Genomic DNA, 26,696 nt, shown 5'->3' on the forward strand with positions numbered 1-26,696 from the left:
TCGGCGGAGGCGCGCCAGCCCGGCGCGGGATTCACACGACGGTCACAGGACGGTCACTCATGTGCGACACGGTGCGCAGGTCCCAACCCCACCCCACGGAGTCCGCACACACCATGGCACCCGTTCCCCCCACCGCCGTCGAGCCGGACGAGCCCACCGGCCTCTCCCGCCGCGAGATGCTCTCGCGCAGCGCCCAGGGCGGCCTCGGCCTCGCCCTCTCCGGCAGCCTCGGCCTGCTCTTCGGCGGCCCCGCCGCCGCCCACGGCCGCCCCGCCGGCTACGGCCCGCTGATCCCCGACCCCGCCGGGATCCTCTCGCTCCCGCAGGGCTTCCACTACTCGGTCATCGCCGAGTCCGGCGTCACCCGCCTGGAGACCGGCGAGCCCACCCCCGCCGACCCGGACGGCAGCGCCGCGTTCCCGCTGCGCCGCGGCGGCACCGCGCTGATCGTCAACCACGAGATCTCCGGCAGCGACGCGCCGACCGTCCCCACCGTCCCCGACCACACGTTCAACCCGGCCGCCGGCGGCGGCACCACCACGATCGAGGTCGACGCGCGCGGTCGCCGCGTCCGCGAGTACGTGTCGCTCGCGGGCACCGTCAACAACTGCGCCGGCGGTCGCTCGCCGTGGGGCACCTGGCTGACCTGCGAGGAGACGGAGGCGACCGTCGCCGGCGTCCAGCACGGCTGGGTCTTCGAGGTCGACCCGTACGACCAGCGCGCCAACCGCGCCCCGAAGCCGATCAAGGCGCTCGGCCGGTTCTCCCACGAGTCGGTCGCCGTCGACCCGCTGCGCGGCGTCATCTACGAGACCGAGGACGCCGGGACCCCCAACGGCCTGTTCTACCGCTGGACCCCGCCGCGCGGCCTGCGCCGGCTCGGCCGCGGCGTCCTGCGCACGCTGCCCGACGACGCGGGCACGCTCGAGGCGCTGCGCGCCCTGCGCCCCGACGGGACCTTCGTGCCGGACCTCTCCCCCGCCCGCGAGGTCGGGACGCGGTACCGCACCCGCTGGGTCACCGTCCCCGACCGGTTCGCGGCGACCACCCCCACGCGCAAGCAGGCCTACGCCGAGGATCCGACCCGCTCGCGCAAGCTCGAGGGCATGTGGTGGGGCGATGGCGGCTGCTACTTCGTCTGCTCGTTCGCCCGCACCGCCGACGGCAGCGCCGGGGTCCACGACGGGCAGGTCTGGTTCCTCGACCCGCGCGCGCAGACGATCGAGCTGAAGATCCACTTCGAGTACACGCCCGACCAGGACAACGACCCGGACGGGCCCGACAACATCACCGTCAGCCCCTACGGCGGGCTGGTCATCGCCGAGGACGGGGAGGGCGCCAGCCACCTCGTCGGCTCGACCGCCTCCGGGGAGACGTTCTTCCTCGCGCGCAACGAGCTGGCGGGCGAGTCGGAGTTCACCGGCCCGACGTTCTCGGCCGACCGCCGCACCCTGTTCGCCAACGTGCAGTCCCCCGGGCACGTGTTCGCGATCACCGGGCCGTTCCGCCGCCAGCGGTAGGCCCCCCGGCCCGTCCGGTGCGCGCCGCGCACCGGACGGCCGACGGTCAGCCCGCGGCCGGGCCGCAGGTCGCGAACGTGCGGGTCGTGCGCAGCAGCCGGCCGTCCGCGGTCCGCCCGCGGACGCGGACCACGGCGACCCCGGGCGGCCGGCCGCGCAGGTCGACGCGCACGCGCGCGGGCGCCCGACCGGTGGCCGCGACGCGCACCCCGTCGATCGTCGCCACGACGCCACGGACCGGCGTGCGCCGCGAGCCGAGCGTCACGGTCAGCACGCGGCGCGAGGCGCAGGTCGCCCGGACCGGGGCCGCCGGGGCGCTGCCGACGCTCCAGGCGCGCGTCGCCGGGGACGGGTCCGGACGGCCGAACCCGTCGACGGCGCGGACCGCGAAGACGTGGTCCCCGACGCCCACCCCGGTGAGCGTGAGCCCGGAGGCGGCACAGGCGCTGAAGGCCCCGCCGTCGACCGCGCACTCGAACCGCGGCGCCGGATCGTCGGGGGACGAGTAGGAGAACCGGGCGGTCGGATCGGTCAGCCGGCCGAAGGGCCCCGCGTCGATGCGGGTGTCGGGCGGCGTGGCGTCCGAGCTCCAGGTCACGACGGCGGGCGTCGGGTCGGGGTTGCCCGCCAGGTCGACCGCGCGCACGAGGACCTGGTGGGTGCCGTCGGCGAGCCCGCTCAGGGCGAGCTCCGCCCCGCACGGGTTCAGCGCCCCCCCGTCCACCGCGCAGCGGTACCCGGCGACGGGCTCGTCGGAGGAGAACGTCAGTCGCGCCTCGCCGCTCGGGCTGCGCGCGGGCGGCGCACCGGCGATCGTCGTCTGCGGCGCGGTGGCGTCGAGCACGAGCGAGACCGTCGCGGGGGTCGGGTCGACGGTGACGCCGTCCGAGGCGATCGCGGCGATCCGGAGCTCGAAGGGGCCGTCGGGCAGCCCGAACGCTCCCGCGGAGATCGGGGAGTCGCAGCCGAGGTCGCCGGATCCGACGACGGTGCAGACGAACCCGCCGCCGCCGTCGCCGACGGCGCGGAAGACGATCGGGGTCGACGCGTTCACCCGGGTACCGGACGCGGGCGAGTCGATCACGGTGTCCGGCGGGTCGACGAGGCCCTGCGCGAGCGCGCCCGGGGCGGCGACGAGCCAGGCGAGCGCGGCGATCAGCGCCACGAGGACGCGGCGGCGGGCGGGACGGTGCTGCGGCATGACGACGGCTCCCTTCTCGTGGACGGCGCGGGGTCATCGGACGGGGACCCGGACGGTGGCGGTGAGGGCGCGGCGCGGGGCCGCGGACAGACGGGCGCGGACGAGCAGCGGGCGGGCCTCGCGGCGGGCGCTCGTGAGCGCGCCGGCCGCGATCCGGCAGGTGAGGACGGCCGGGCGGTCCGCGGCGAGCGGGCGGGTGCGGCGGCAGCCGGGCGCCGTCACGGTGACGGTCCCGGCGTGCGGGGCGCGGACGGTGACGCGCAGCCGCCCGCGGTCGCCGAGCGTCGCGCGGGCGCGTAGCGGTGCGGGCGCGACAGGGGCGGCCGGCGCGGTGGTCGGGCCGGGCGCGGTCGTGGAGGTGGTCGTGCCGAGGTCGAGCACGGCGGGCGCGACCGCCGCGGCGGGCGGGTCGGACGGGACGGGTCCCGGCGTCCGCTCGGCGAGCCCCGGCCCGGCCGGGGGGTCCGCAGGTCCGCGTCGGCGGGGCGCTCGCGCGCGAACCGCACGGTCGCCTCGACCGCGGCGGCGATCTCCGCGAGGCTGTGCTCGCGGCGCGGGTCGCGCTCCTGCCACGGGGCGAGGAGCGCAGCGGTGCGCTGCGCGAGCTCGTCCAGGGCGGCGGTCGCGAGCGTCGTGCGCACGTCGTGGACGGCGTCGGCGTAGGCGCGCAGGCAGGCCGGGTCGCTCTGGCAGCCGGCGGCGAGCGCGCCGCCCGCCGCGGCGCCGTAGGGGATCCGCTCGCGGAACGCCTGGTCCATGCCCCACGGCAGCAGCGAGAAGACGCCGTCGGGGCCCGCGTGGAAGAAGACGTTGGACGGCGTCTCCCCGGCCAGCCCGGCGTAGCCGTCGAACTGGCCGACGTACCGCTCGGTCGCCAGGTAGCGGACGAGCGCGGGGACGTCGAGCGCGGGCGCCACCCGGCGCGCCCAGCCCTCGCCCGGCGTCGCCGCGAGGGCGGCGAGCCGCTCGAGGTCGGTGCGATCGTCGGGACCCTGGTCGAGCTCGAACGCGTCGGTCATCCCCGGGACCGCGTCGGCCGGCGGGGAGGGCGGTCCCTCCGCCTCGTACAGGTGGGTGGTCGCCGGGAAGTACCGGGCCAGGAGCGCGGGCTCGTAGGTCTCGACGTTGGCGTAGAGGCCGTAGGGCTCGCCGTCGAGCCGCACGAACGCGTAGCCGACCCGCGGGGCGGGCAGGCCGACCGCCGCGAACGCCGTGTACGCGAGCAGCTCGTGGACCATCGACGGGTCCTGGACCATGTTGTTCAGCGTCAGGGTCCGCACGCCGTCCGGGCGGTGCCCGCTGTCGAAGCGCAGCTTGAAGGCGGCCTTGCCGTCGAGGTCGCGGAAGGAGGTCGAGCCCTTCAGCCGGATCCGGCCCGGGGCCGCGGCGACCGTGCGGCCCGGGGTGCGGACGGCGATGGTCGCGGGCGCGTAGGTCATGGGTGCGCGCCGCAGCGCGTCACGGCTGCCCGCGGCGAGCGTCACGTCGATCTCGGCGACGGCCGCCGGGTCGTAGAGCCAGGCAGCGGGGAGCGCCGCGGCGTGCGCGGTGGCTCCCGGTGCGGCCGCCGCGCAGAGCGCGGCGGCCATCGTGGGGAGGATCGCCGGGAACCGGCGACCCCTCATCGCGTGACGACCCGGGGCAGCGACGCGACGACGCGCCCGGCGGCATTGCGGGCGGACAGCCGGACCTCGACGGCCGAGCCGGTGACGGGCAGCGGCGCGCGCAACGTCACGGTGCCGTCGGCGGCCGCGCGCCCGGTGCTGCGCAGCAGCACACCGCCACATCCCGGGGTGCGCACGCGCAGCCGCACGGTGCGGGCCCGCCGGGCCAGTGCGCGACCGATCGAGCCCTGCACGACGATCTCGGTCCCCTGGACCGTCGCGCCGGTGAGCCGCAGCGGCGCGGTCGGCGGCACCGCGTCGGAGCGCTGCCCGCTGACGCGGGCGCGGTCCGCTCCCCGCAGCCCGGCGCCGGGCCGCGCGATCGTGACGGTCGCGTTCCCGGCGGCGTCCAGGGTCGTGCTGCCGAGGCGCTCGAGGCCGCGGTGGACCGCGGCGGGCAGCCCGCCGAGGCTCGTGCCGGCGGCGATCGTGTAGCGGACGGTGCGGCGCGTCGGCCGGGTGACGCCGAGCAGGACGCGCGGCGGGGTCGTGCAGGCGGTGGAGGCGCCCCGCACGGTGGTGACGCGGTAGCCGCAGGTCACCGACGTGGCGTTGCCCGCGACGTCCCGAGCGGTCAGGACGACGGTCCGCTCGCCCGGGCCGCGGGTGTCGGCGGGCGCCTCCACGGCGCTCTCGGCGATCCCGGACCCGGTGTCGCCCGCGGTGCCGCGGACGATCCCGGCGCTGCCGACGGCGAACTCCGGCGTCCCGGCGGGGCAGGCGACGGCCGGCGCGGTCGCGTCGACGCGCACGGTGCGGCGCAGGACGCCCGAGGCCTGGCCGAGCGCGTCCTGCGCGGCGACCTCGACGACGCGGACCCCGTCGGCGAGCGTCCCGGACGGGGACAGCGAGCAGCCGTCGGGGAGGGTCGCCGCACTCGGCGAGGGCACGGGCGCGTCGATCGCGCAGCGCACCCGCGCACCGGCGGGCGCCGGGCTCGTGGCGACGGCGGCGGTCGGGGGCGTGCGGTACCAGCCCTCGCCCCCGTCGGGAGCGGCCGGGGTCAGGCGCAGCTCGGGCTCCAGCGACACGAGCAGCCGGGCGGTGAGGACGCGGCCGATCTCGAAGGGGGGCTCGTCGATCGTCGCGATCGTCCGGTCGTCGACCTGCGCGAGCCCGGCCGCGATGTTCGGGGGCAGGGCGGCGAGCCCGACGGTCAGCGGCTCGAGGAACCAGCCCGGGTCCTGGCGGTCGACGGCGACCGGTCGCCGGACCGGCCCGTCGTCGCCGCTGAACTGGCGGGCGACGAGCACGCGGCGACCGTCGGTGGCGGCCGCCGACTGGACGCCGGGGGTCAGCCCGTCGGTGCGCGCGGCGCTCACCGTGCGGGTGACCGCCAGCTCCCCGGCCCAGCCGCCGGCCGGGCGGGGCAGGACGTACGCGTCGACGTCCACGCCGGGGGCGCGCCGGTCGATCGACGGGACGACGATCGCCTCGTCCGCGACGACGGGGTCGCCGACCAGCCCGCCGACGGTGGCGGTCGCGGCCGGGGCCGTCGGATCGAGCGCGGCCCAGCCGGTCGCGGGGCGCTCGTAGACGATGACCGTGCCGAGGTTCCCCGCCGTGAGCACGATCAGCGCGCCGCGGGCGCCGACCGCGCCCGTCGGCGGCAGCGTGCTCACGGGTCGGTCGGGGAGGACCGTCGTCGCCGGCTGGCCCTCGCCGAAGCCCGTCGGGCCGGGCTCCCAGACGGTCACGGGCCCGCCGCGCCGCGAGCGCCCGGGCGCGACCCCGGGCCCGGCGACGAGCGCGGACCCGGCGAACGCGAGCACGTCCGCGTTGGCGGGGCGCGCGAGCGTCACAGGCCCGCTCCAGCCGGCGGCGCCGCGCTGCCAGACCAGGACGTCACGGCCGGCGGTCACCGCCACGACGCCGTCCCGGGCGGCGATCGCGTTCGGGCTCTGGGCCGACCCGCCGGCGCTGTCCGGGATCGTGAGCGTGGTGTCGGGTCGGCGCTCGGCGAGCGTGGCCGGCCAGCCCGCCGCCGGGCGGTCGTAGAGATCGACGACACCCGGGAACACGTCGTCGGCGGTGGAGCGCGGACCGCGGGCGACGGCGACGAGGCGGTCGCTGCCCGCCAGGAGCGCGGTGCGCCCGTCGAGGTCGGTGACCGATGGGACGAGCGGGGCCGCGGGCACGAGCGGGCCGGTGGCGGCGTGCCCGACCGTCGGGAACGCGACGAGCGCGAGCAGCGCCGCCGAGAGCTGGCGAATCATGGTGTCCCCCTACTGACCGTGATCGCGTCCCGGACCCTGCGCCCGGACCGCACGCCGGGCGCTTGGTCCCCCGGCGTGCGTTGAATGCTACGTGGCGCGCAGGCGCCACGCCACCCTGGTGGGCGCGCGGGCGCTCGCGCGGACCGGCGTCCGGCTCAGCGGAAGGTGAGCGCCTTCGTCGTCGTGGTGCCGATGGTGGCCCCGCGCGCGTCGACCGCCGCGGCGGAGAGCCGCAGCTTCAGCGCGCGCCCGCGCCGGACGGCCTTCAGCCGGCGCGTGCCCGCCTTGGTGGGTCGCAGCGTCACCCGGACCGTGCCGGCCCCGGTGCGGCGGCCGCTGCCGGTCGCGACGACCGTGCGGCCGGCCGTCAGGCGCAGCCGCACCGAGCAGGTCGCGGTGCAGCGCACGGTCGCCCGCCACCGCTTCGCGCGGAGGGTCCTCAGCACCGCCTTGGGCGTCGTGACCCGGCCGAGCGGCGAGCGCACGAGCGGGGCCGTCCCGCCGCCCGGCGTGGTGCCGCCGCCCGGCGTCGTGCCGCCACCCGGCGTGGTTCCGCCGCCCGGCGTCGGCACGGCGGCGGTGCGGACGGTGAACGGCGCCGAGAACTCGCTGTCGGACGCCGAGACGCCCAGCCGGTAGACGGTGTCGGGCCGGGCGCCGTCGACCCGCAGGGTGCCCGTCAGCGGTCCGGCCGCGTCGGGCAGGCCGTGGCGGTCGATCGTGCGAACCTCGGCGTCGTCGAGGAGCCGCAGGTCGATCTCGGGGATCTGCGCGCTCGGGTTCGAGGTCAGGGTGTAGGGCACCTCGATCGTCGTGGCGGTGACCGTGGGCGCTCCCAGCGTGAGGGCCGGCGCGAGCGGCGGCGTCGGCCGCGTGAACGAGGCGACCGGCGTCGAGAGCACGTCCCCGTCCTCGGTCCGCAGCACGGCGCGGTAGTAGATGGCGGCGCCGTTGGGCGCGTAGGCGAAGGCACCGTCGGAGGCGAAGGCGTACAGCGCGTCGTCGTAGTCGCGGCCGACGATCCGCCTGGCCGTGACCGTCCCCAGCGCGGGGGTGGTGCCGTACTCCAGCCAGGTCTCGCCGACCAGCCCGTTGGTGTCGACGCTCCAGGTCGGGATGCCGATCCCCTGGACGTCGCGCAGCGCCAGGCGCGGCGTGCCGCACGGTCTGCTGGAGGCAGGGAGCTGCGCGGTCGCCGGGGACGGGTCGACGTTCAGGGCCCGGTCGACCGCCTGCACGGTCAGCGTGCGCGTCCGCGCGCAGAGGTTGGCGACGAACGCGCCGGTCGCCGCGCACGTCGACGGGGTCAGGCTGCCGATCCCGCAGCGGAAGCTCGCGTCCTCGTCGGCCGCGAGGCTCAGCAGCGGCGTGGCGGGATCGGTGGCGTTCACGCCCGGGGTCGCGGTCTGCGGCGGGGTGCGGTCGACGAGGAACGGCAGCACGAAGGGCGAGGGGTCGCTGAGGCCCTCGGCGGTCGACGTGGCGCTGACCGTGTGGGCGCCCTCGGACAGCGCGGCCAGGGACCGGGCCTGCAGGCACGGCTGTGGAGCCCCGCCGTCGACGCTGCAGCTGCCCGCGAGATCGGTGCCGCGGGCCAGCGCGACCCGGGCCGCGACCCGCGGCGCGACGAGGCCGCCGACGCCGGGGAGGATGTCGGCCGTGGTCGCGCCCCCGCGGTAGAGCTCGCCGCTGAAGCCGCCGGGCGCCGTCGAGATCTGCCCGTCCTCGACCACGATCGTGTACTCGCGGCCGGGGACCGCGCGCCAGGTCTTCACGGTGGACGGACGCGCCCCCGGGCAGGCGTTCGTCGCCGACGCGGCGAACCCGCGCGGCGTGGCGTTCTCGTCGTAGACGTTCAGCAGCGGGCGCTCCGTGCCGGTGATCGGCCCGCACAGCTCCACCGAGGTCACGCCCGCACCCGCGGGAGCGATCCACCGGTACCAGACGTCCCGTCCACCGAGCACGACACCCTCCGGCGAGTCGCTCGCGTCGGTGAGCGTCCCGGAGAAGGCACCGCCCCCCGCCGCGATCGACTCCGCGTTCAGATACTGGTCGTTCGGTGGCGCGGCAGCCTGCGCCAGGGGCGCCGCGGCGACCAGCCCGAGTCCCGTCGCGATGAGCGTGGCGATCGTCCGTGCGCGCGTCCCCATGGGCGCGCAGGGTACGCCACGGCGCCCCGGCCGTCGATCTCGGATCGGTCGCAGATCGGGCTCGCGACGCACGACGGCCCCGGGGCGCCGAGGCGCTCCGGGGCCGTCGCGGGCGGGCGGGGCCCGGGACCGGACTCAGCTGCTGCAGACCGGCAGCAGCGCGAAGTTCAGCCCGAACACGTTCAGCACGTTGATGTTGCCCAGACCCGTCGAGATCAGCAGCTCGCGCCGTCCGCCGCAGGCCAGCGAGCCCGTGGAGGTCGAGGCGGGCGCCGTCACGATCGAGCCGTCGCCGCGCGCCCACACGAAGCGGGCCGAGGCGGTCGCCTTCGACGCCTGCGTGCCGACGTTGAACGAGTTCACCAGCGGCGGGTAGGAGATCCCGTCCATCACGAACGGCTGCGCCACCCCGCCCGCGTTGCGCGAGTCGAAGAACATGTAGAGCAGCGGCAGGTTCTGCCCGAACGAGCTGATCGTCGTGTTCGCCGGCCCGGTCCCGAGGTCCAGGCTGAACGTCTTGAACGTCAGGCCGCCCGCGTTCGTGTCCGGGTCACCGAACTTGATCTCCGGGTCGGTCGGCGTGAGCTTCAGCTTCGCGCGGAAGGTCGTGAAGTCCGTCGCCGCCGTGCCAGTGCCGAGCGACCCCTGGTCGTCGAAGTTCAGCGACGCCGAGGCCTTGTACGGCCGGCCGTTGCCGTTGGCGTTGTAGCGGTTGCCGATCTTGTCCTGCGGCGGGCCGCTGCACGGGTTGAAGATGTTGCCGCCCGAGCACCCGCGCGGCCCCGAGGTCGTGTTCCCCGGGACGTTGGGGTTCGGCCGGCGGCACCCGTTGCCCGGGTCGAGGCACGCGGTGAGCTTCGGCGCGACGTTGTCGAACGCGAGCTTCGCCGACGGGATCGACCCGAGGTTGGTCGCGAACAGCTCCAGGCGCGCGAGCTTCTGCGAGTTGTCGAAGTTGATCGACGACGGCACCGACGGGTCGTTGGAGAGGTTCACGAACAGCTTCGTCGAGGCCCCCGGGCGGTTGATCAGGCCGTCCACGTCGGACACGGTGGTCCCCGCGGGGATCGCCGCGTCGATCGTGATCGGCCGCGCCTTCGCCGGGTCCTGCTGCAGCTGCAGCGCGACCGGCTCGAGGTTGACGTCGATGACCTTCGCCCCCGTGAGCCGCAGGGCGATCCCGAAGTTCGCCGGATCGGTCGCGAACTTCAGCAGGTCGTTGCTGGCCGTGGCCTGCGTGACCGTGCCGGGGATCGGCGACGCCGGGTCGATGAACTGCGGCAGCGTGCCGGAGCCCCCGTGGGCGGCCAGGCGGATCTGCCCGATCGGGTCCGGCTGCCCGGCCCCGTTGAGCCCGGCGATCGTCGCGAGCGAGCCCTCCTCGGGGATCGTGATCGTCGTGCTCAGCGGCAGGTCGTGCAGCGCCGCCTGGACCACGGACGCCCCGGGCAGCAGCTCCAGGCCGCTGGTGTCGAGCGTCACGAGGCCGATGCGGGCGTTGCCGAGGACCTGCAGCCGCGTGCCGTTCGGCCCGTTGGCGCCCGGGTTGTCCCCGAGCTCGAGCGTCAGGTCCGACGGGAGGCTGTCGACGAGCGCCTTGACACTGACCGGCGCGCCGCCCTCCTCGAGCGGCACCTCGGCGTCGATGTCGAGCTTCTTGCCGCCGTTGGTGAGGCCGCGCAGCTTGACCGGGTCGAGGTCCAGCGTGATCGACCGGACGCCGGACAGCCGCGTGCGGATGTCGAAGCCGGAGGTCTGGCTGAACTTCAGGAGGTCGTTGAGCGTGCCCGCGCCGCCCGCGGCCGCGTCGTAGTCGTCGGCCGGCAGGTTCGCCGTGCCGCTGCCCGCGGCGAGCCGCAGCTGGCCGATCGGGGTGAGCTGGCCCTGCGCGTCCCGCGCGGTGACCCGGGCGAGGTCGCCCTGGTCGGGCAGCGTCACGTCGACGTCGACCGGCAGGTTCTCGATCTCCGCCTCGACGGCGTCGGCGCCCTCCAGCAGCTCGAGGCCGCGGGTGGAGAGCTTGACGAGGTCGATCGGCTCGCTGCCCTTGAGCATGAGCTTCGACCCGTTGACGGTGTCGCCCTCGAGGTTGTCCCCGAGGCCGAGCTCGACGACGGCGGGCAGCCGGTCGATCGTGCCGGCGACCTCGAGGTCACGGCGCGGCGTGCCGTCCTCCGCGGTCTGCGGGAGCTTGGCGTCGACCGTGAACACGCGGCCGGCCTGCATCTCGGTCTTCAGCACGAGCGGCGCGAGGTTGACCTCGAGGCGCTTGAGCTGGAAGACGCGCAGGGCGAGCGCGAGCTGCTCCTGGGTCGGGTCCTCGGCCTTCTCCTCGTCGGTGAGGGTGGCGTCGATGATCGCCCCGGCGGTGCCCGCGGGCAGCACCGGGTAGGAGCGGTTGCGGCTGCGCGCACGGATGTTCACGGAGCCGATCGGCTGGTCGGCCGTCAGCTTGATGCCCGAGAGGTCGGTCGCCTCCGGGTCCGCCTCGTTGGCCGTCCCGAGACCGAGCGTGAACGCCTGCGGGACGTCGCGCAGGTCGACCTCGATGCCGGTGGCACCGAGGAAGAGCGGCTCGCGCCCGTCGATGTCGGCGAAGATCTGCCCGATCGGGGCGGAGCCCGTGTACCGGACCTCCCCGGCCTGCAGGTCGAGGTCGAGCGTCAGCTCCTGCGGCAGGTCGAGGATCTTCGCCTGGGCCGCGAACGCCTCGGTCGAGACGTCGGCGACGAACGGGCCGCCGGCGGTCTTGGACTTCAGGCTGATCGCCTCGTCGAACTGCACGCTGAGCTCGCGGAGCTCGAGCACGCGGATGCCGACGCGGAACGGCTCGCCCGGCTTGGAGCGCAGGACCGCGCCCTGGGCCGGCTGGCCCTCCGAGGTCGGGTAGGTGAACTGGCCGGCCTCGTCGGAGGCGGCGAGCTCGATCTTGCCGACCGGGGTGCCGTCGGCGTCCGGGTCGTTCGGGTCGATCGCCTTGACGGTCGCGCGCCCGTTGGCCTGCGAGAACGACAGGGCCACGTCGGACGGCAGGCGCTCGATGTCGCCCTGGATGTAGCGGCCGCCGCCGAGGATCGGCTCGTCGGACTCGGCGGACAGCGTCAGGCGCTGGATGCCGACCGGGTCGCCGTTCTCGTCCCGGCCCTTGAACGTCAGGGCGTTCGGGTTGTCGCTGGAGCCGTCGAGGTCGACGGCGAGCTCCGCCGAGGCGGGCAGGTCGGCGATGTCGGCGACCGCGGTGAGCAGGCCGTCGACGTCGACGTCGGCGACGAAGCGGCTGCCGGCGGTGCGGTCGATCTGCAGGCCGATGCCGCTGCCGGTGTCGAGGCCGACCGCGAGCTTCTTCAGCCCGGCGACCTTGACCGCGATGCCGTACTCGTCGGCGGTGTCGTGGTAGCGGACGCCCTGCTCGGTGAGCGGGAACGGCGCGTCCACGTCGTCGGCGACGTGCAGCTCGAGGTCGCCGAGCGCCTGGCCGTCCGGGATCGCGACCGTGGCGCCGTTGCCGGCGGAGTCGAGGCCGACGGTGAGGTCGGACGGGACGTCGGTGAGGCGACCCTGGAGCTTGCGCGCCCGGTCGAAGATCGGCTGGTCGGAGCGGGCCGAGAAGGAGATCTCGTCCACGCCGACGGGCTCGTCGTCGTCGTTGCGGCCCGCGTAGGTGAACCGCGCGTTCTGCAGGTCGAACCCGAGCGAGGTGCGGGCGGGCAGCTTGTCGATGCGCGCCGTGGCCGTCAGGTCGTCGGTGGTGGCGTCGATCGAGAACGGCGTGCTGCGCAGCCGCGCGTCGATGTCGACGTCCTGGCCGTCGAGCTGCAGCCCGATGCGGCGGAGGTCGAGGAGGCGGGCGGCGAGCACGAACGGCTGGCCGGCCTTGTCCTGGTAGATCGCGCCCTGCTCGCCGTCGGCGATCGCCGGGGCGGCCTGGTCCTCGGGGAGGTCGGTCGCGAGGATCGACACCTCCTCGATCGGGGAGTCCGCGTCGACCGTCGCCGACGGGGCGGCGGGGTCGATCGTGATCGAGGCCCGCTTGGCGAGCTTGCGGATCGTGCCCTCGACGCGGGTGGCGCGCCCGAGCAGCGTGCCGGTGCGGGCGATCGCCTTGAGGGTGATCTCGTCGATGACGTCGCTGTTGTCGAACTGCAGCGCGCCGCCGTCGAGGTCGAGCGTGGCGTCGAGCGCGGACGGCAGGTCGGCGATGCGGGCGTCCGCGTCGAGGTCCGCGGTGCGGGCCTTGATCGTGAACGGGCCGCTCGCGGTGCGGGTCACGAGCGTGACGGTGTCGTCGAGGAGCGCCACGACCTTCTTCAGGCCGCGGACGCGAGCGCCGACCGCGTAGCGGGCGGGCGTGTCGAGCAGGACGGCGCCCTGGTCGTCGTCGGCCGGGAGGGCGTCGGCGAGGCCGGCGACCGTGTCGGCGGCGGCGACCTCGACGAGGCCGATCGGCTCGTTGGCCTCGACGCGGGCGCCGTTGCCGGCCTGCGCGAGGTCGACGACGGTCAGCGGCGCGAGGCCCTCGACGCGGGCGCGGACCGCGGTCGCGCGGCCGAGCAGCGGCCGGGTGGAGACCGCGTCGAGCAGGACCCGGTCGATGCCCTCGCCGTGGCCGTCGACGGTGAGCTTGCCGGCGGGCAGGTCGAGGGTCGCGTCGAGCTCCTTCGGGAGGTCCTCGATGCGGCCGGTGGCGTTCAGCTCGTCGGTGCGGAAGCGGACCGAGAACGGGCCGCCCTCCGTCTTGGTGCCGACGCGCACGACGTCCCCGGCGACGCGGGCCGCGACCTTCTCGAACTCGCGGATGCGGGCGGCGATCGTGAACTCGGTGGCGGTGTCGACGACCTTGGCGCCCTGCTCGTCACCGGCCGGGAGGTCGGCGGCGCGGTCGGGCGGTGTCGCGGAGACGATCACCTCGGCGGAGCCGATCGGCTCGTTGGCCTCGAGGCGGGCGCCCTCGCCGTCCTGCGCGATGTCGAGCACGAGGTCGGCGGGGATCCGCTTGACGGTGGCGTCGAGGTACCTCGCCCGGCCGAGGAGGGCCTGGCGGGCCGCGAGGGCGACGTCGAGGCGCTCGATCGTCGCGGGCGAGTCGTCGGCGTCGCGACCGACCACGGTGACCTTGCCGTTCGGCAGGTCGAGGGTCGTGTCGAGCTTCGCCGGCAGGTCGCGGACCTGGGCGGTGCCGGTGAGGTCGTCGGTGTCGACCGAGAGGTCGAACGGGCCGCCGCGCGTGTGCGTCTTCAGCCGCACGAGGTCCTGGCCGAGCGCGGCGCTGACGGACTTCAGGCCGAGGATGCGGGCGCCGACGGCGAAGGTGCCGCCCGTGCGGTCGACCAGGGTCGCGCCCTGGCGGTCGTCGGCGGGCAGGTCGCCGCCGGAGCGGAAGTCGATCGCGCGGTTCGCGGCGACGAGCTCGATCGAGCCGATCGCGTTGGAGGCGTCGACGGACAGGTCGTCCCCGTCGGTGTCGAACCGCAGGTCCAGGGAGGCGGGGATGTCCTTGACGCGCCCCTGGATCCGGGTGGCGCGGGCGATGAGCGCGCTGCCGGGCCGCGGGTCGGCGGCCGTCAGGTCGAGCTGCCCGATGCCGCGGGGGCTGCCGTCGGCGGCCTTGCCCTCGAAGGTCAGGCGGCCACCGTCGAGGTCGAACCCGAGGTCGACGTCGGCGGGCAGGTCGCGGATGTCGCCCGCGACGTCCAGCGCGTCGGTGCGCAGGGCGACCGAGAACGGGCCGCCCGCCGTGACGGCGGAGAGGCGGGGCGCCCCGGTGGTGTCGAAGGCGACCTTGCGGATCCCGTCGACGCGGGCGGAGACGAGGTACTCGCCGCCGGGCAGGTCGCGGTAGATGGCGCCCTGGCCGCCGCCGGCCGGGAGGGTCTCGGGGCCGTTGGAGGCGATGATCTCGGCGCGGCCGAGCGCACGGTCGAGCGTGATGCCGCCCTTGCCGTTCGCGGTCTCGATGCGCGCGTCGAGGCTCGACGGGAGGTCGACGAGCGTGCCCTTGAGCTTCGTGGCGCGGCCGAAGAACGGGGTCGTGGAGACGGCGTCGAGCTCGATCCGGCCGATCCCGGTGCCGTGGCCGTCGTAGGTGAGGCGGCCGTTGTCGAGGTCGAGGCTGGCGTCGAACCAGGCGGGCACGTTCTTGACGCGGGCGTCGATGCGCTGGCGGGTGTCGACGATGCGGGCGAGCAGCGGCGTGGACGCGAGCTTCGCGGACACGGTCGGCGTGCCGCTCAGGCGGGCGGTCGCGGACTGCAGGCCGGGGATCTTCGCGCTGACGGAGCGCAGCGTGCCGTCGTCGTCGCTGTAGACGTAGGCGGGCTCGGTGTCGGGGAGGAACTTCGGCTCGCCGTTGGCCTGCCCGAGCTTCGCGAGGCCGAGCGGGCCGCCGGTGGTGGCGACCTGGACGTCGTCGCCCGCGACCGTCGCGGTGAGCCCGGTCGGCACGTCGGCGAGGTTGAGCTTCGTCTTCTGGCGCAGGACGCCGTTCTCGGTGCGCTGCAGGGTCGCGTCGATGGTGGCGACGCGCGCCGAGGCCGAGTAGGTGGCGCGGGTGCCGCCGGCGGTGCTGGCGGCGATGCTGAGCGTGCCGGGGAGGTTCGTGATCTGCGCGTCGAACGCGTCGGTGGTGGTGCCGTCGACGACGCGGCCGGCCACGGTGGTGGGGCCGGGGCGGTTGGTCGTCAGGGTCGCGGCGAGGTCGGAGCCGGCGCGCGCGACGATGGTGGCGGTGTCGGGCGAGGCGCCGTAGTCGATCGAGACCTCGGTGGGGTTGACGCGGGCGCTCGAGGTGCCGTCGAAGAGCCCGGCGATGAGCTTGATGCGGTTGCGCCGCAGCGTCTGGCTGAGGGTGACGCGGAAGTCGCCGCCCGGGCGGGTGATCGTGTCGAGCGGGGTCTCGAGCGTGAAGCCGCCGGGCGCCTGGTCGGCGGTGGCGTCGTAGCCGAAGGAGAGGTTGCGGCGGCCGAGGATGCGGGTGGAGGTGTCGGAGACGACGACCTCGACGGACACCGGGAGGTTCGCGGCCGACTTGAGCAGGTCGCGGTTGACCTTGAGGCCGATCGTGTTCAGGGAGGTGAGGGTGAGCGTCGCGTTGAGGTCGGCGAGCGCCTCGTCGTCGACGTTCAGGGCGGCGGGGACGCCGATCAGCGCGGGGGTCGAGCGGGTGAGGATCGTGCCGTTGGGGCGCTTGTAGCGCGTGACGACCTCGTAGTGCAGCAGCGAGGAGGCGCAGGTCAGAGAGGTGAGCCCGGAGCCGATGGCGCCGAGGCCGTTGCCGAGCCCGGGGACGGTCGCGAGCTGCTGGCTGAGCGAGCTGACGGTCGGGCAGACGACGCCGTTGACGAGGGTCGTGGTGGCCCCGAGGGTCTGGGAGACCAGGCCGGAGGTGGCGGTCGTGGTCTGGTTGACGGTCTGGTTCGTCGTGGTGACGACCGGGCCGAGCAGCCCGCCGAGCAGGCCGGCGTTGGCCGCGGGCGCAGCGGCGAGCGGCGCGGCGACGGCGACGGATGCGACCAGCGCGGCGCGCACGCCGCGAGTGGACCCGAGCATTGGAACCTCTTCCCCTGATGGCGTTCCGACCGCGCTCCCGGCACGGCCGACCCCTATGGACAGCCAGGCCCACCCGCAGGGGTCGGCCCGGACGTGGCGCACGGTAGTGCACCGTCTTGTCGCAGGTCAAGAGACCGTTTGCCGGTGCTACACCCGGTTTTCCGGTGCTTTTGATGAACGCCCGCGTCTTTCTGAGGGATTGCGCATGAAATAGCGGTTTTCACACAAAAGCTGGCGCGTTGAAGCGCTATCTGCGGACCGTTCCTCGGCGCCCGCGCGCCCCTCGCCGGGGCTCAGGACCAGGTCTGGAGCTCGAGGATGTTGCCCTCGGGGTCGCGGGCGTAGACGACGGTGAGCTCCCCCACCCCGGGGATCGTGGTGTGGGCGACGCGGCCCAGCTCGCCGCCTCCCGCCCGCAGCAGCGCGGCGAGCGTGCCGGGCACGTCCTCGACGCGGAACGCCAGGTGGCCGAACCCGAGCCGGTCGGCGACCGGGTCGGTCTGCTCCACGGGGTCGTCGTACTGGAAGAGCTCGAGCGTCGGCCAGGTCTGCGGGTCGGCCTCGGGCGGCCCGGGGAGCCGCAGGTGCGCCCCGCGCAGGCGCGCGCCCGCCGCCAGTCCCGCCGAGTCCTCGAGCCACGCGCCGCGCAGGTCCCGCTCGGGGAGCAGCAGCTCGCAGCCGAAGACGGAGACGTAGAAGTCCGCGAGGGCGCGCCAGTCCCGCGCGACCAGGTTCGTGTGGACGTAGCGCACGCCCGCAGGCTAGCGGCGAGATCCCGCTGACGGCCCGGCCGAACCGGCGGTCCGGCCCGGGGGTCGCTGCTACGGTCGCGGTCCCCGAAGGAGGCACCGATGCTCAAGCAGGCCGTCGCCGTTCCCACCACCGTCGCCGTCCTCGCGCTCACGGCGTCCGCGACCGGCGCCCCGCCCGCCGAGCTCACCGCGCCGGCCGCGACCGCGGCACCGACGGCGAGCGCCACGGCGAGCTCCCGCGCCGCGAACGAGCGGGCGATCCGCACGTGCGTGAACCGCGAGCGCGAGAAGCGCGGCCTCGCGCCGCTGCGGGTCAACCCGTCGCTCGCGCGGGCCGCGCGCGATCACGCGGAGAACATGCGCCGTCAGGGGTTCTTCGACCACACCGACCCGGAGGGCCGTGGTCCCTCGGAGCGGGTGGAGCGCCTGACGGGCGTGTTCTCCGGTGTCGGGGAGAACATCGGCGGCGGCTACGCGACCGGGGCGGCGGCATGCCGCGCGTGGATGCGCAGCAGCGGCCACCGGGCGAACATCCTGCGGTCCTCGTACGCGCGGATCGGCACCGGCTACGCGCGCGGCGGCCGGCTGCGGCACTACTGGGTGCAGGTCTTCGCGACCGCGCCGCGCGGCTGAGCGCGCCGCGGCCGGGCGACCGGGTCCGGCTCAGGCGATCCGGACCTCGCGACGCCCGTCGAGCTCGACCTCGAGCAGCGCGCTGCCGTCGGCGGCGGCGGTGAGCTCGTCCACGAGGCCACCGCGGACGGTGTACTGCCGGCCGGGCACGAGCTGCTCCAGCCGCAGCGTCGTGCGGACGGGTCCGGCACCGGGCCGCAGGACGAGGTCGAGCGCGTGGCCGTCGGTGACGGCGCGGGCGACCTGCACCTCCGGGTAGGCGGCCTCGGCGAGGCGGGGACCGGTCGTCCAGGTCTCGGGCACGCCGTGGGCGATGAGGTCGCGCAGGCCGCTGCGCCGCCCGAACCGGGCCAGGTTCGCGTAGCAGTTGGCCAGCGGCGAGGCACCGTCGTAGCGGCGGGCGCCGTGGTGGTCGGCGGTGGGGGTGCCGGCGGCGAGCGCCGTCTCGGCGGCGCGGGCGACGTCCTCGTCGCCGAGCTCGCGCGCGGCGAGCGTGGTGGCGACGTGGCCGAAGGTCTCGGAGCCGAGCTTGTAGTTCCCGGGGTCCAGGCGGTCGGACACGGCGCGCGGCGTGTGCAGGACGCCGTCGCGCAGCGTCAGCGTGTTCTCGCGCAGCAGCCACCAGGTCCGGTGGGCGATCTCCGGGAGGGTCGGGTTGAGCCAGAACGAGGTGCCGAGCTGCAGCGCCGCTCCGGTCCAGAAGTTCCAGGACAGGCCGAGGTGCGCGGAGCGCACGCCGATCATGCGGCCGTCCGGGCGCAGGAAGTCCGACTCGTAGGCGGCACGCAGGCGGGGCTCGGTGGCGGCGAAGTGGTCGGTGCCGTGCAGCCGGTCGTGGCTGAGCAGCGTGTTCATCCCGAAGGAGTTGCAGACCGGGTAGATCCAGTTCGGCTCGCAGGCGAAGAGCGCGTAGGGCGAGGCGTCGACGTTGCGGCGGATCTGGTCGGCGAGCCCGCCGAAGTCGTAGGCGTAGGCCTCGTCCTGCGACCAGCGGAAGGTCAGGGCGCCGGGCCGGCTGTAGCGGTCGTCGTTCAGCGTTGCGTAGGCCCCGACCATGATCCCGTGCCAGCCCGAGAGCATGATGTTCTCGTGGGTGTCGAGCGGATCGCGGTTGAGCGACAGGTTCCCCCACGCGTTCTCGATCGCCCAGTAGCCCCAGACGCGCCGGTCCAGCATCTTCTCGATCGCGTTGCGCTGGCCCTCGGCGAGGTAGCCGCCGAACGCGGGCGTGCGGGTCAGCTGGGCCATCGCGAGGCTGTTGGACAGCGCGGTGAGCTGGTACCGCAGCGCCGCCTCGCGGAACTGGTCGATGTGCGTGAAGCCGTCGAAGCGGTCGAGCGGCTGCAGGGCGAGGTCGAGGCTGTAGCGCAGGTGCGCGAGGTCGTCCTCGGAGTGCTCGACGACGGGCAGGTGCGCCTCGACGGTCGGCGGACCGGTGACGGTGAAGCGCTCGTGCGCGAGGCGATCGTTGGCCACGCGGCGGCGGGCGAGCTGGCGGCGGTGGCGGACCTCGACGACGAGCCGCGCGAGCAGGGCGAGCGCGGGGACGGCCAGCGCGACGGCGATCACCGCGCCGGTGCCGGGAGCGGCGTCGTCGGCGCGCCAGGCGGCGAGCCCGGCGGTGAGCGCGAGGACGATCGGGGGCAGCACGACGGGGCCGGCCGCCCACCAGATCGACAGCGACGAGACGAACGCGAGGGTCGCGACGAGACCGAGGATCGGCGAGCCCTGGGCCCACAGCCCGCCGCCCGGGGCGACGATGCCGAGCCCCAGCGCCTGCAGCGCCGCGGACGCCCCGAGGACCGCGGGCAGGACGCCGAGGACCCAGACGGCGGCGTAGACCGCGAGCGCCCGGCGCATCCGGGCGGCGCTGACGGGTCCGAGCGCGCCCGCCGGCGGGGGATCAGCGCGGTGACGGCACGGTCCCCCGGCCGGTCCTGGGTCACGGGCTGGGGACGGACGAGCAGATCGGTCATGCGAGGGGCCTGAGGGTGTCGGGGACGGGGCGGCGCGGCGCCGGGGCGTAGGCGTCGCGGACCAGGAGCGCGAGGCCCGCGACGACGAGCACGGGACCGGGCGCGTGCAGGAGCTGCGAGTGCTCGACGACGTGGAGCACGTGCGCGAGGAGCTCGGTGACGAGCAGCCAGGCGATCCCGGCGGCGATGAGCGCCGACGGCAGCGTCGGGCGGCGGAGTCGGCGCGCCCGACGGGGCGCGGCGGCCTTGGGTCGTGGCGCGACGGCCGGCCGCTCGGACGCGACGACCGGGTCGGTGCCCGGCACCGGCCGGCGGGCGGGCGGCGCGAGCAGCTCGGCGGTGGCGAAGCGCCCGGGCATGAGCCGGGCGAGCGCGGGGCGCAGGGCGCCCAGGACGAGTGCGATGGCGATGCAGCAACCCATGGTGGTGTGGCGCCGGACCAGAAGTGAGACGGGACCGTGTCAGGTCCGGCGTGCCCGGACGGTACGAGTTGACACGACGCCGTGTCAAGTCGGTGGCGGCGTCGGACCGCGCGCGCTGCGAGGATGACCGCGTGCCCCCCCGTCCGGCCCTACCGCGGCGTCAGCGCCAGCGAGCGCACCGCGCTACGCCGCCGGCAGCTCCTCGCCGCCGGCCTCGTGGTCGTCGGACGGGACGGCGTGGCCGGCACGACGGTCGGCGCGGTGTGCACCGAGGCCGGCCTGACGAAGCGCTACTTCTACGAGGCGTTCAGCGAGCGCGAGGCGCTGCTGACGACGCTGCTGGACGATTTCCACCGCACGCTGCTCGCGGACATCGTGGCCGCGCTCGACGGGATCCCGGCCGACCCGGTGGCGCGCACGCGCGTGGCGATCGACCGTCTCGTCTCGTCGCTCGAGGACCCCGCGACGGCCCGGCTCTACGTCGAGGCGGTCGCCGTCCCCGCCCTCGAGGCCCTGCGTGAGCAGGCCTACGAGGACTTCGCCGATCTCGTGCTGCGGCACGTGCTGGGCCTGCGCCGCCCCGGCCGCAAGGACCGCGTGACCGCGCTCGTGCTCGTCACCGGCATCACGCAGGCGGTGATCACGTGGCTGCGCGGCAGCACCGGGCTGGAACGACGCACGCTCGTCGCGCACCTCACCGCGATGTCGGTGCGCGCCGCGGCGCGCTGACGGTCGCGCTGGCGCGCCGGCGCCCGCTGCGCCACCATGTCGCGGCGCGGGTCGTCCGACCCCGCTCCACACGATCACCGGGGACCCATGACCGCACCGCGCCTCCTGCTGCCGGCGTGTCTCGCCGCGCTCGCCCTCCTGCCCGCGTCGGCGTCGGCGACGACGTTCTGCGTGCCGACCTTCAGCGCCGCGTGCCCGGACGACGGGACGACCGTCGCCCAGGCCAGCCTCGAGACCGCGATGAGCACGAGCGGCAGCGACGGGACCGCCGACACGATCGTCCTGGGCCCCGGGGTCTTCTCGACGACCTCGACGTTCACGCCGACCGGCACGGACGCGCTGACCGTCGTGGGGCAGGGCGCCGGCGCGAGCTTCCTGACCAGCAGCTCGGGCGCCAACGTGTTCGTCGTGTCGCTCACGGGCCGCGGACCGACGCTGCTGCGCGACCTCTCGATCGTCGTCGGCGAGAGCTTCCCCACCGACAACGGGAGCGCGCTCAACGCCGACGCCGGGACGATCCTGCGGGACGTCGAGGTCGAGCTGCGCAACCCGCCGTCGCCCGGCGGCACGGGCTCCTACGGCCTGACGTTCAACGGGGGCATCAGCAGCCTCGAGCGCGTCCGCATCGCCCCGTCGGGCAGCGGCGCGCTCGCGACCGCGCTGGACGTCGGATCGGCCACCCCCACCGGCCTGACGGCGACGCAGCTGACGATCGCGCAGCCGCGGGTCACGGCGATCCGCGCCGAGAGCGGCTCACCGGTGACCGCGTCCCGTGTCGTCGTCCTCGGGGCGCGCTCGACCGCGGTGCTCGCCCGGCCCGCCACGGTGACGCTGACGAACCTCCTGCTGACGATGGCCGCGGACACCCCGCCCGTCGCCGCCACGTCGCCGAGCGCGACCGCGTCGTCCGTGACGCTCGACCACGCGACGATCGTATCGTCCGCCCCCGGGGCGACCACCCCGCCGGTGGGGGCGACGGCCCAGTCGACCGGTGGCGCGACCGTCACGGTGACGAACTCGATCGTGTCCGGGTTCGCGGGCGCCGGGCAGCGCTCGGCCACCGGCGTCGGGCCGGCGCGGATCGCCCTGAGCGCCAGCCACGTGCCCGGCGTCGTCGGCGCGGCCGGCCCGGGCAGCACGTCGGCCACCGACATGGTGCTGAGCGCCCCCACGTTCGCGGACCCCGCGGGGTTCGACTTCTCGCTCGCCGCCGGATCCGCGGGCGTCGACGCGGGCACGCCGGGGACCGCGTCGCCGACCGTGGACCTGAACGGGAACCCGCGGGTCGTCGACGGGAACGGCGACGGGACCGCGATCCGTGACATCGGCGCCTACGAGCGCCCGGCGCCGCCGCCCGCCCCCGCGCCCCAGCCGTCGCCCACCCCCGCGCCGGGGACGGGGACGGGGACGCCCGGGACGGGCACGGTGCCGGGTCCGGGCGGCGGCACGATGGCCGGGCCCGCCGACACGACCGCCCCGGAGACGTTCCGTCGCGGTGGCCCCGGGTCGCGCCTGCGCCGCGGGATCGCGACGTTCCGCTTCGGCGCCAGCGAGCGCGGCGTCCGCTTCCAGTGCCGCCTGGACGGCGGCCGCGTGCGGACGTGCACGAGCCCGCTGACCCTCCGGCGCCTGCGTGCCGGCCGGCACGTGCTGCGCGTCCGCGCGATCGACGCCGCGGGCAACGCGGACCGCACCCCGCTCGTGCTGCGGTTCACGGTGCCGCGGCGCCGCTGAGGCGAGCAGGCGGAAACGGCGGAGGCCCCGCGCGTGCGGGGCCTCCGGGTCCTGCCGATGCGGTCCGTGGGGACCTACGAGATGCCGGCGAGCTCGTCCTCGGCGTAGTCCTGGCCGAGGTGCGTGATGACCTCTTCGCCCATCATCCAGCGCAGCGTGTTCTTCAGCTTGGTCAGCTGGATGAACAGGTCGTGCTCGGGGTACAGGCCGGGCGCCACCTGCGGGGACTTGTAGTAGAAGCTCAGCCACTCCTGGATGCCGCCCATGCCGGCCCGCTGGGCGAGGTCCATGAACAGGCAGAGGTCGAGCGCCAGCGGCGCCGCCAGGATCGAGTCGCGGCAGAGGAAGTCGACCTTCATCTGCATCGGGTAGCCGAGCCACCCGAAGAGGTCGATGTTGTCCCAGCCCTCCTTCGCGTCACCGCGCGGCGGGTAGTAGTTGATGCGGACCTTGTGGTAGACGTCGCCGTAGAGCTGCGGGAAGCGCTCCGGCTCCAGGACGTCCTCGAGCACGCCGAGCTTCGACGTCTCCTTGGTCTTGAAGTTCTCGGGGTCGTCGAGGACCTCGCCGTCCCGGTTGCCGAGGATGTTCGTCGAGTACCAGCCGTTGAGGCCGAGCATGCGGGCCTTGAGCATCGGCGCCAGCACGGTCTTCAGGAGGGTCTGGCCCGTCTTGTAGTCCTTGCCGGAGATCGCGACGCCCTGCTGCTCGGCGAGCGTGCGCAGCGCCGACGTGTCGACGGCGAGGTTCGGCGCGCCGTTGGCGTAGGGGACGCCCTCGAGCAGCGCCGCGTAGGCGTAGAGCATCGACGGGGCGATCGACGGATCCTCGGCGTCGATGGCGGCCTCGAAGGCGTCGAGGCTGGCGTGGGCGGCACCGGGCTCGATGTAGACCTCGGTCGAGCCGGACCAGATCATCACCAGGCGGGCGCAGCCGTGCTCCTCGCGGAAGCTGCGGATGTCCTTGCGGATCTGCTCGAGCATGCCGCGCTTGGAGGTGTCCGCCATGACGTTCTCGGGCTCGAGGCGCTTGACGTAGGCGCCGTCGAAGGCGGCGGGCATCGGCTTGATCGCGCGCAGCGCGTCCTCGATCGGGGCGAGGTGCTCGTGGCGGTCCAGGACGCCGGCGTTGACGGCGGCCTCGTAGGCGTCGGCCTTGTAGGGGTCCCAGGCGCCGAAGACGATGTCCTCGAGGGCGGCGAGCGGGACGAAGTCCTTGATCAGCGGCACGTTGTCGTCGGTGCGCTTGCCCAGGCGGATGGTGCCCATCTGGGTGAGCGAGCCGACGGGCTCGCCGAGACCGCGCTTGGCGAGCTCGACGCCGGCGATCAGCGTGGTGGTGACGGCACCGAGGCCGACGTTGAGGATCCCGAGCTTGCCCTCAGCGGGCGCGACGGTCGGAGCAGGCGTGTCAGGCATATGCCCAACGTAAGCCATTCCGCACGGACAGTTACGTTCGTGAAGAAAGTCCGTTGTATGGTCTCCGAGCGGTGAACGATCAGATCCTGCCCAACCTCACGGTCCAGCAGCTCGAGTACCTCGTCGCCGCGGCCCGCGAGCCGACGTTCGCCAGCGCGGCCCGCGCCGTCGGGGTCTCCCCCTCCGCGCTCTCGCAGGGCCTCGCCGAGCTCGAGCGCCGCGTCGGCGTGCGGATCTTCCGGCCCGTCGGCCGCGGGCGCGCGCTCACCGAGGACGCCGACGTCGTGCTCCGCTACGCCGAGCGCGTGCTCGCCGAGACCGGGGAGCTCGCCCGCTGGACCGCGCAGCGGCGCTCCGGGCACGCCGGCCCGCTGCGCGTCGGGATGATCGACGTGGCCGCGGTCGACCACTTCCCCGCCGCGCTGCGCACGTTCCGGGCCGACCGGCCGGACGTCGACCTGCGCCTCACCGTCGCGCCGTCCGCCGCCCTGCTCGACCAGCTCCACCGCGGCAGCCTCGACCTCGTCGTCTGCGTCGTGCCCGACGACGACACCGGTCTCGCGGTGACGCGGCTGCGGGAGGAGCCGCTGGCGGTCTACGCCCCGCCCGGCACCCGGATCGGCCGACCCGCCACCTGGGGTCCGTGGGTGACGTTCCCGCCGGACTCGCGCACGCGCGCGATCGTGGCCGAGGCCCTGCGCCGCACCGGCGCCCGCTTCGACGTCGTCGCCGAGTCCGGCCAGCCCGAGGTGCTCGCCGCGATGGTGCGCCTGGGCGTCGGCTGGAGCGTCCTGCCCGTCGCGCAGGCGCAGCGCGGCCCGGAGCCGCTGACGCCGCTCCCGGGCGAGGCGCTCGCCCGCCGCACGCTCGCGGCGGTCCAGCGGGCCGGGCACGCGACCACCCCCGCGGCGCAGGCGCTGCTGGCCGGGCTGACGGACACGTAGGGGGCCGGCCGGGGCGCGGGCGTCAGTCCATGGCCGGGACGCTCAGCGCCGCAGCACGACCGTGGTGCTGACGTCGGCGCCGGCGACCGTCAGCGGGACGCGGCGCATGCGGGAGAGGCGACGGGCGGCCGCCCGCGTGAACCGCAGCCGCACCGTCAGGGCACCGGCGGCCGACGCGCGGCCGCTCCCGATCGCCACCGTCCGCCGTCCCTGGAGCGCCCGGAGCGTGACGCGTGCCCCCGGGGTCGTGCGCGTCACGCGGACCACGAGCCCGCGCCGCAGCGCCTGCCGCAGACCGGTACCGGCGACCCGCAGGGCGACGGCCGCCGGACGCGACGGCGCAGGCACCGGGCCCGGGGCGCCGACCGCGCCGCCACCGGTCCCGCCTGCTGCGCCGTTCCCGCCCGCAGGCGGGCTCGGGAGCGGGACGTCGGCGGGTCCCCAGTCGGGCTCCGAGCCTCCCGGGATCAGCAGCCGCGACAGCGACGCACCGGTCTGGGTGCAGCCTGCGGCGAAGCTCGGGACGTCGACGACGTGGATGCCGTCGCCCGCCGCGAACGCGAGCCGTGCGCCGTCCGGGGAGAACGTCGGCCCCCGGAAGCGGCCACCGACCGCGTCGCCGTAGCGATAGCAGACGTCCGGGCGTGAGTCCGCGGGCGCCTCTCCGTCCTTGAACGTCGTCGGGAAGCGGCCCACCCGGTAGACGGTCAGGGTGGTTCCGTCCTGGCCGGTCACGAGCGCGAGCTTGTCCTTGGCGCGGGTGAGATCGCCCGCCCCGACGCCGGGGTTGCCCCCGAGCTGGTCGGTGAACCAGTTCTGCACGAGGAACGCGGCCTCGGTCCGACTGCCGGGCTGGTCGACGACGACGTCCGCGTTCGGCAGGTGGGTGGGATCGGTGAGGACCGTGGTCGCGTCATCGGCCCAGATCGGGTTGCGCCAGCCACTGTGCTTGCGGAAGCCCGGCTCGTCCCAGGAGGTCTGGCGATCGGCGCGGGAGTAGCCGGTGCCGCCCTCGTTGACGGCGACCGTGCACTCGGGCGGGTAGCAGTTCGGGTTCTGCGTCTGTGTCGTGTAGAACCAGGTGTAGGCCACCTTGCTGCCGTCCGGGGAGAGCGCCGGATCGAACGGGCCCCAGAACACCTTCGAGCCCGGGGGACGCGTGTCGCTGACGGGCGTGTCGAAGTCCGCGAGGACGCGGCCCTCGCGGTCCAGGCGGCGCAGCCGCACGCCGTGCAGGGCGATCATCGTGCCGTCGTCGGCCTGCGACACGTCGGCGTAGCCACCGGTCGTCGTGACGCGGTGCTGGCGGCTGCCGTCCGCCGTCGAGAGCCAGACGTCCGCGTCCTTGATGTACGCGATCGAGTCGGCGTGGGCGGCGGGGGCGCCGAGCGCGCTCAGCGCCAGCGCCGCGACTGCCGCCGGGGCGGCGCGATGCCGGAATGCCATGGTGGTTGCTCCTGTCCGTGGGATCCGCACGCCGGATGGGTGCGGTGGATGGAGCTTGCGCGGCGCGCACCGCCGCCACATCGGGGACACCCCCAGACGGGACCCTGATCCTGTCCGGGGCGCGCCACCCCGCCGTCGCCCGACGGTCGGGAACCCCCTTGACCACGACATGACACTCTCGTCGCCGCTGCGGCATGTCCGCACCACCGTCACCGTCGACGACATCCGACCCGTCCCAGAACGCCGCGTGGTTGCGGGCGTGGTCGTCGGTGTTGCCGCACCTGGAACACGTGACCTCGGCCACCCCGTCACCGAGCGCGCCCCCGCACCTGCAGGTTGCGCTGCT

Annotated in this window: 16 protein-coding genes; 5 read left to right on the forward strand and 11 right to left on the reverse strand. The window is 75.3% G+C overall.

Going from position 1 to position 26,696, the window contains the following annotated elements; all coding sequences use genetic code 11:
- The first annotated feature begins 113 nt into the window (after positions 1 to 113).
- Complete coding sequence (locus GKE82_RS12970) at positions 114 to 1,520, forward strand: alkaline phosphatase PhoX (protein WP_196189205.1); 1,407 nt, start codon at positions 114 to 116, stop codon at positions 1,518 to 1,520.
- A 46-nt stretch (positions 1,521 to 1,566) separates the two neighbouring features.
- Here the strand turns inward: GKE82_RS12970 and GKE82_RS12975 are convergent, their stop codons facing one another.
- The 7 genes from GKE82_RS12975 to GKE82_RS13000 all read right to left on the reverse strand — a co-directional run bounded on the left by GKE82_RS12975 (position 1,567) and on the right by GKE82_RS13000 (position 17,048).
- Entirely contained in the window at positions 1,567 to 2,721 is a 1,155-nt protein-coding gene (locus tag GKE82_RS12975) for a hypothetical protein (protein WP_154733583.1), read from the reverse strand.
- A gap of 33 nt (positions 2,722 to 2,754) precedes the next feature.
- Positions 2,755 to 2,943 carry a hypothetical protein gene (locus GKE82_RS12980; protein WP_154733584.1) on the reverse strand — a complete coding sequence of 63 codons (189 nt, stop codon included), beginning with the start codon at positions 2,941 to 2,943 and terminating at the stop codon, positions 2,755 to 2,757.
- Positions 2,940 to 4,310, reverse strand: coding sequence for a CotH kinase family protein (locus tag GKE82_RS12985; RefSeq protein WP_196189206.1), 1,371 nt, complete (start codon positions 4,308 to 4,310; stop codon positions 2,940 to 2,942). Before GKE82_RS12985 ends, GKE82_RS12980 begins: the two co-directional genes overlap by 4 nt.
- A 32-nt stretch (positions 4,311 to 4,342) precedes the next feature.
- Positions 4,343 to 6,601 carry a hypothetical protein gene (locus tag GKE82_RS27100; protein ID WP_196189207.1) on the reverse strand — a complete coding sequence of 753 codons (2,259 nt, stop codon included), beginning with the start codon at positions 6,599 to 6,601 and terminating at the stop codon, positions 4,343 to 4,345.
- A 155-nt stretch (positions 6,602 to 6,756) separates the two neighbouring features.
- Positions 6,757 to 8,751, reverse strand: a complete 1,995-nt coding sequence (locus GKE82_RS12990; protein ID WP_154733586.1) for a hypothetical protein — start codon at positions 8,749 to 8,751, stop codon at positions 6,757 to 6,759.
- Between the two features lie 135 nt (positions 8,752 to 8,886).
- The gene (locus GKE82_RS12995) at positions 8,887 to 16,275 is read right to left on the reverse strand and encodes a hypothetical protein (protein ID WP_154733587.1); all 7,389 of its coding nucleotides are present in this window, start codon (positions 16,273 to 16,275) and stop codon (positions 8,887 to 8,889) included.
- A 314-nt stretch (positions 16,276 to 16,589) separates the two neighbouring features.
- Positions 16,590 to 17,048 carry a VOC family protein gene (locus GKE82_RS13000; RefSeq protein WP_309233580.1) on the reverse strand — a complete coding sequence of 153 codons (459 nt, stop codon included), beginning with the start codon at positions 17,046 to 17,048 and terminating at the stop codon, positions 16,590 to 16,592.
- Positions 17,049 to 17,147: 99 nt separating this feature from the next.
- Between GKE82_RS13000 and GKE82_RS13005 the strand changes: the two genes are divergently transcribed.
- Entirely contained in the window at positions 17,148 to 17,681 is a 534-nt protein-coding gene (locus GKE82_RS13005; RefSeq protein ID WP_107567310.1) for a CAP domain-containing protein, read from the forward strand.
- Positions 17,682 to 17,711: 30 nt separating this feature from the next.
- Here the strand turns inward: GKE82_RS13005 and GKE82_RS13010 are convergent, their stop codons facing one another.
- Both GKE82_RS13010 and GKE82_RS13015 read right to left on the reverse strand, forming a co-directional pair.
- Positions 17,712 to 19,541, reverse strand: a complete 1,830-nt coding sequence (locus GKE82_RS13010) for a hypothetical protein (RefSeq protein ID WP_154733588.1) — start codon at positions 19,539 to 19,541, stop codon at positions 17,712 to 17,714.
- 112 nt (positions 19,542 to 19,653) lie between these two features.
- Complete coding sequence (locus GKE82_RS13015) at positions 19,654 to 20,079, reverse strand: hypothetical protein (RefSeq protein WP_154733589.1); 426 nt, start codon at positions 20,077 to 20,079, stop codon at positions 19,654 to 19,656.
- 123 nt (positions 20,080 to 20,202) lie between these two features.
- Between GKE82_RS13015 and GKE82_RS13020 the strand changes: the two genes are divergently transcribed.
- Both GKE82_RS13020 and GKE82_RS13025 read left to right on the forward strand, forming a co-directional pair.
- Complete coding sequence (locus GKE82_RS13020) at positions 20,203 to 20,808, forward strand: TetR/AcrR family transcriptional regulator (protein WP_154733590.1); 606 nt, start codon at positions 20,203 to 20,205, stop codon at positions 20,806 to 20,808.
- 87 nt (positions 20,809 to 20,895) lie between these two features.
- Positions 20,896 to 22,542: a hypothetical protein gene (locus tag GKE82_RS13025; RefSeq protein WP_154733591.1), complete on the forward strand. Its 1,647-nt coding sequence runs from the start codon at positions 20,896 to 20,898 to the stop codon at positions 22,540 to 22,542.
- 74 nt (positions 22,543 to 22,616) lie between these two features.
- Here the strand turns inward: GKE82_RS13025 and GKE82_RS13030 are convergent, their stop codons facing one another.
- A complete protein-coding gene (locus tag GKE82_RS13030; protein ID WP_107567315.1) occupies positions 22,617 to 23,960 on the reverse strand; it encodes an inositol-3-phosphate synthase in 1,344 nt (447 codons plus the stop codon).
- A 71-nt stretch (positions 23,961 to 24,031) separates the two neighbouring features.
- Here GKE82_RS13030 and GKE82_RS13035 point away from each other — a divergent pair, with 71 nt between their 5' ends.
- Positions 24,032 to 24,904, forward strand: a complete 873-nt coding sequence (locus tag GKE82_RS13035) for a LysR family transcriptional regulator (protein ID WP_196189208.1) — start codon at positions 24,032 to 24,034, stop codon at positions 24,902 to 24,904.
- A 42-nt stretch (positions 24,905 to 24,946) separates the two neighbouring features.
- On the opposite strand, the gene GKE82_RS13040 is transcribed toward GKE82_RS13035, so the two are convergent.
- On the reverse strand, positions 24,947 to 26,350 hold the full coding sequence (locus GKE82_RS13040; RefSeq protein ID WP_196189209.1) for a PD40 domain-containing protein: 1,404 nt from the start codon (positions 26,348 to 26,350) through the stop codon (positions 24,947 to 24,949).
- Positions 26,351 to 26,696 lie beyond the last annotated feature (346 nt).

Source organism: Conexibacter sp. W3-3-2 (genome assembly GCF_009707605.1).
GTDB classification, from domain to species: Bacteria; Actinomycetota; Thermoleophilia; order Solirubrobacterales; family Solirubrobacteraceae; genus Paraconexibacter; species Paraconexibacter algicola.

Excerpts from the sequence above, each read along its gene's own strand:
- GKE82_RS13015 (WP_154733589.1), bottom strand. The coding sequence starts at position 20,079 with ATGGGTTGCTGCATCGCCATCGCACTCGTCCTGGGCGCCCTGCGCCCC.
- GKE82_RS13040 (WP_196189209.1), bottom strand. The coding sequence starts at position 26,350 with ATGGCATTCCGGCATCGCGCCGCCCCGGCGGCAGTCGCGGCGCTGGCG.
- GKE82_RS12985 (WP_196189206.1), bottom strand. The coding sequence starts at position 4,310 with ATGGCCGCCGCGCTCTGCGCGGCGGCCGCACCGGGAGCCACCGCGCAC.
- GKE82_RS12975 (WP_154733583.1), bottom strand. The coding sequence starts at position 2,721 with ATGCCGCAGCACCGTCCCGCCCGCCGCCGCGTCCTCGTGGCGCTGATC.
- GKE82_RS13025 (WP_154733591.1), top strand. The coding sequence starts at position 20,896 with ATGACCGCACCGCGCCTCCTGCTGCCGGCGTGTCTCGCCGCGCTCGCC.
- GKE82_RS13020 (WP_154733590.1), top strand. The coding sequence starts at position 20,203 with ATGACCGCGTGCCCCCCCGTCCGGCCCTACCGCGGCGTCAGCGCCAGC.
- GKE82_RS12990 (WP_154733586.1), bottom strand. The coding sequence starts at position 8,751 with ATGGGGACGCGCGCACGGACGATCGCCACGCTCATCGCGACGGGACTC.
- GKE82_RS13010 (WP_154733588.1), bottom strand. The coding sequence starts at position 19,541 with ATGCGCCGGGCGCTCGCGGTCTACGCCGCCGTCTGGGTCCTCGGCGTC.
- GKE82_RS13005 (WP_107567310.1), top strand. The coding sequence starts at position 17,148 with ATGCTCAAGCAGGCCGTCGCCGTTCCCACCACCGTCGCCGTCCTCGCG.
- GKE82_RS13030 (WP_107567315.1), bottom strand. The coding sequence starts at position 23,960 with ATGCCTGACACGCCTGCTCCGACCGTCGCGCCCGCTGAGGGCAAGCTC.
- GKE82_RS12970 (WP_196189205.1), top strand. The coding sequence starts at position 114 with ATGGCACCCGTTCCCCCCACCGCCGTCGAGCCGGACGAGCCCACCGGC.
- GKE82_RS27100 (WP_196189207.1), bottom strand. The coding sequence starts at position 6,601 with ATGATTCGCCAGCTCTCGGCGGCGCTGCTCGCGCTCGTCGCGTTCCCG.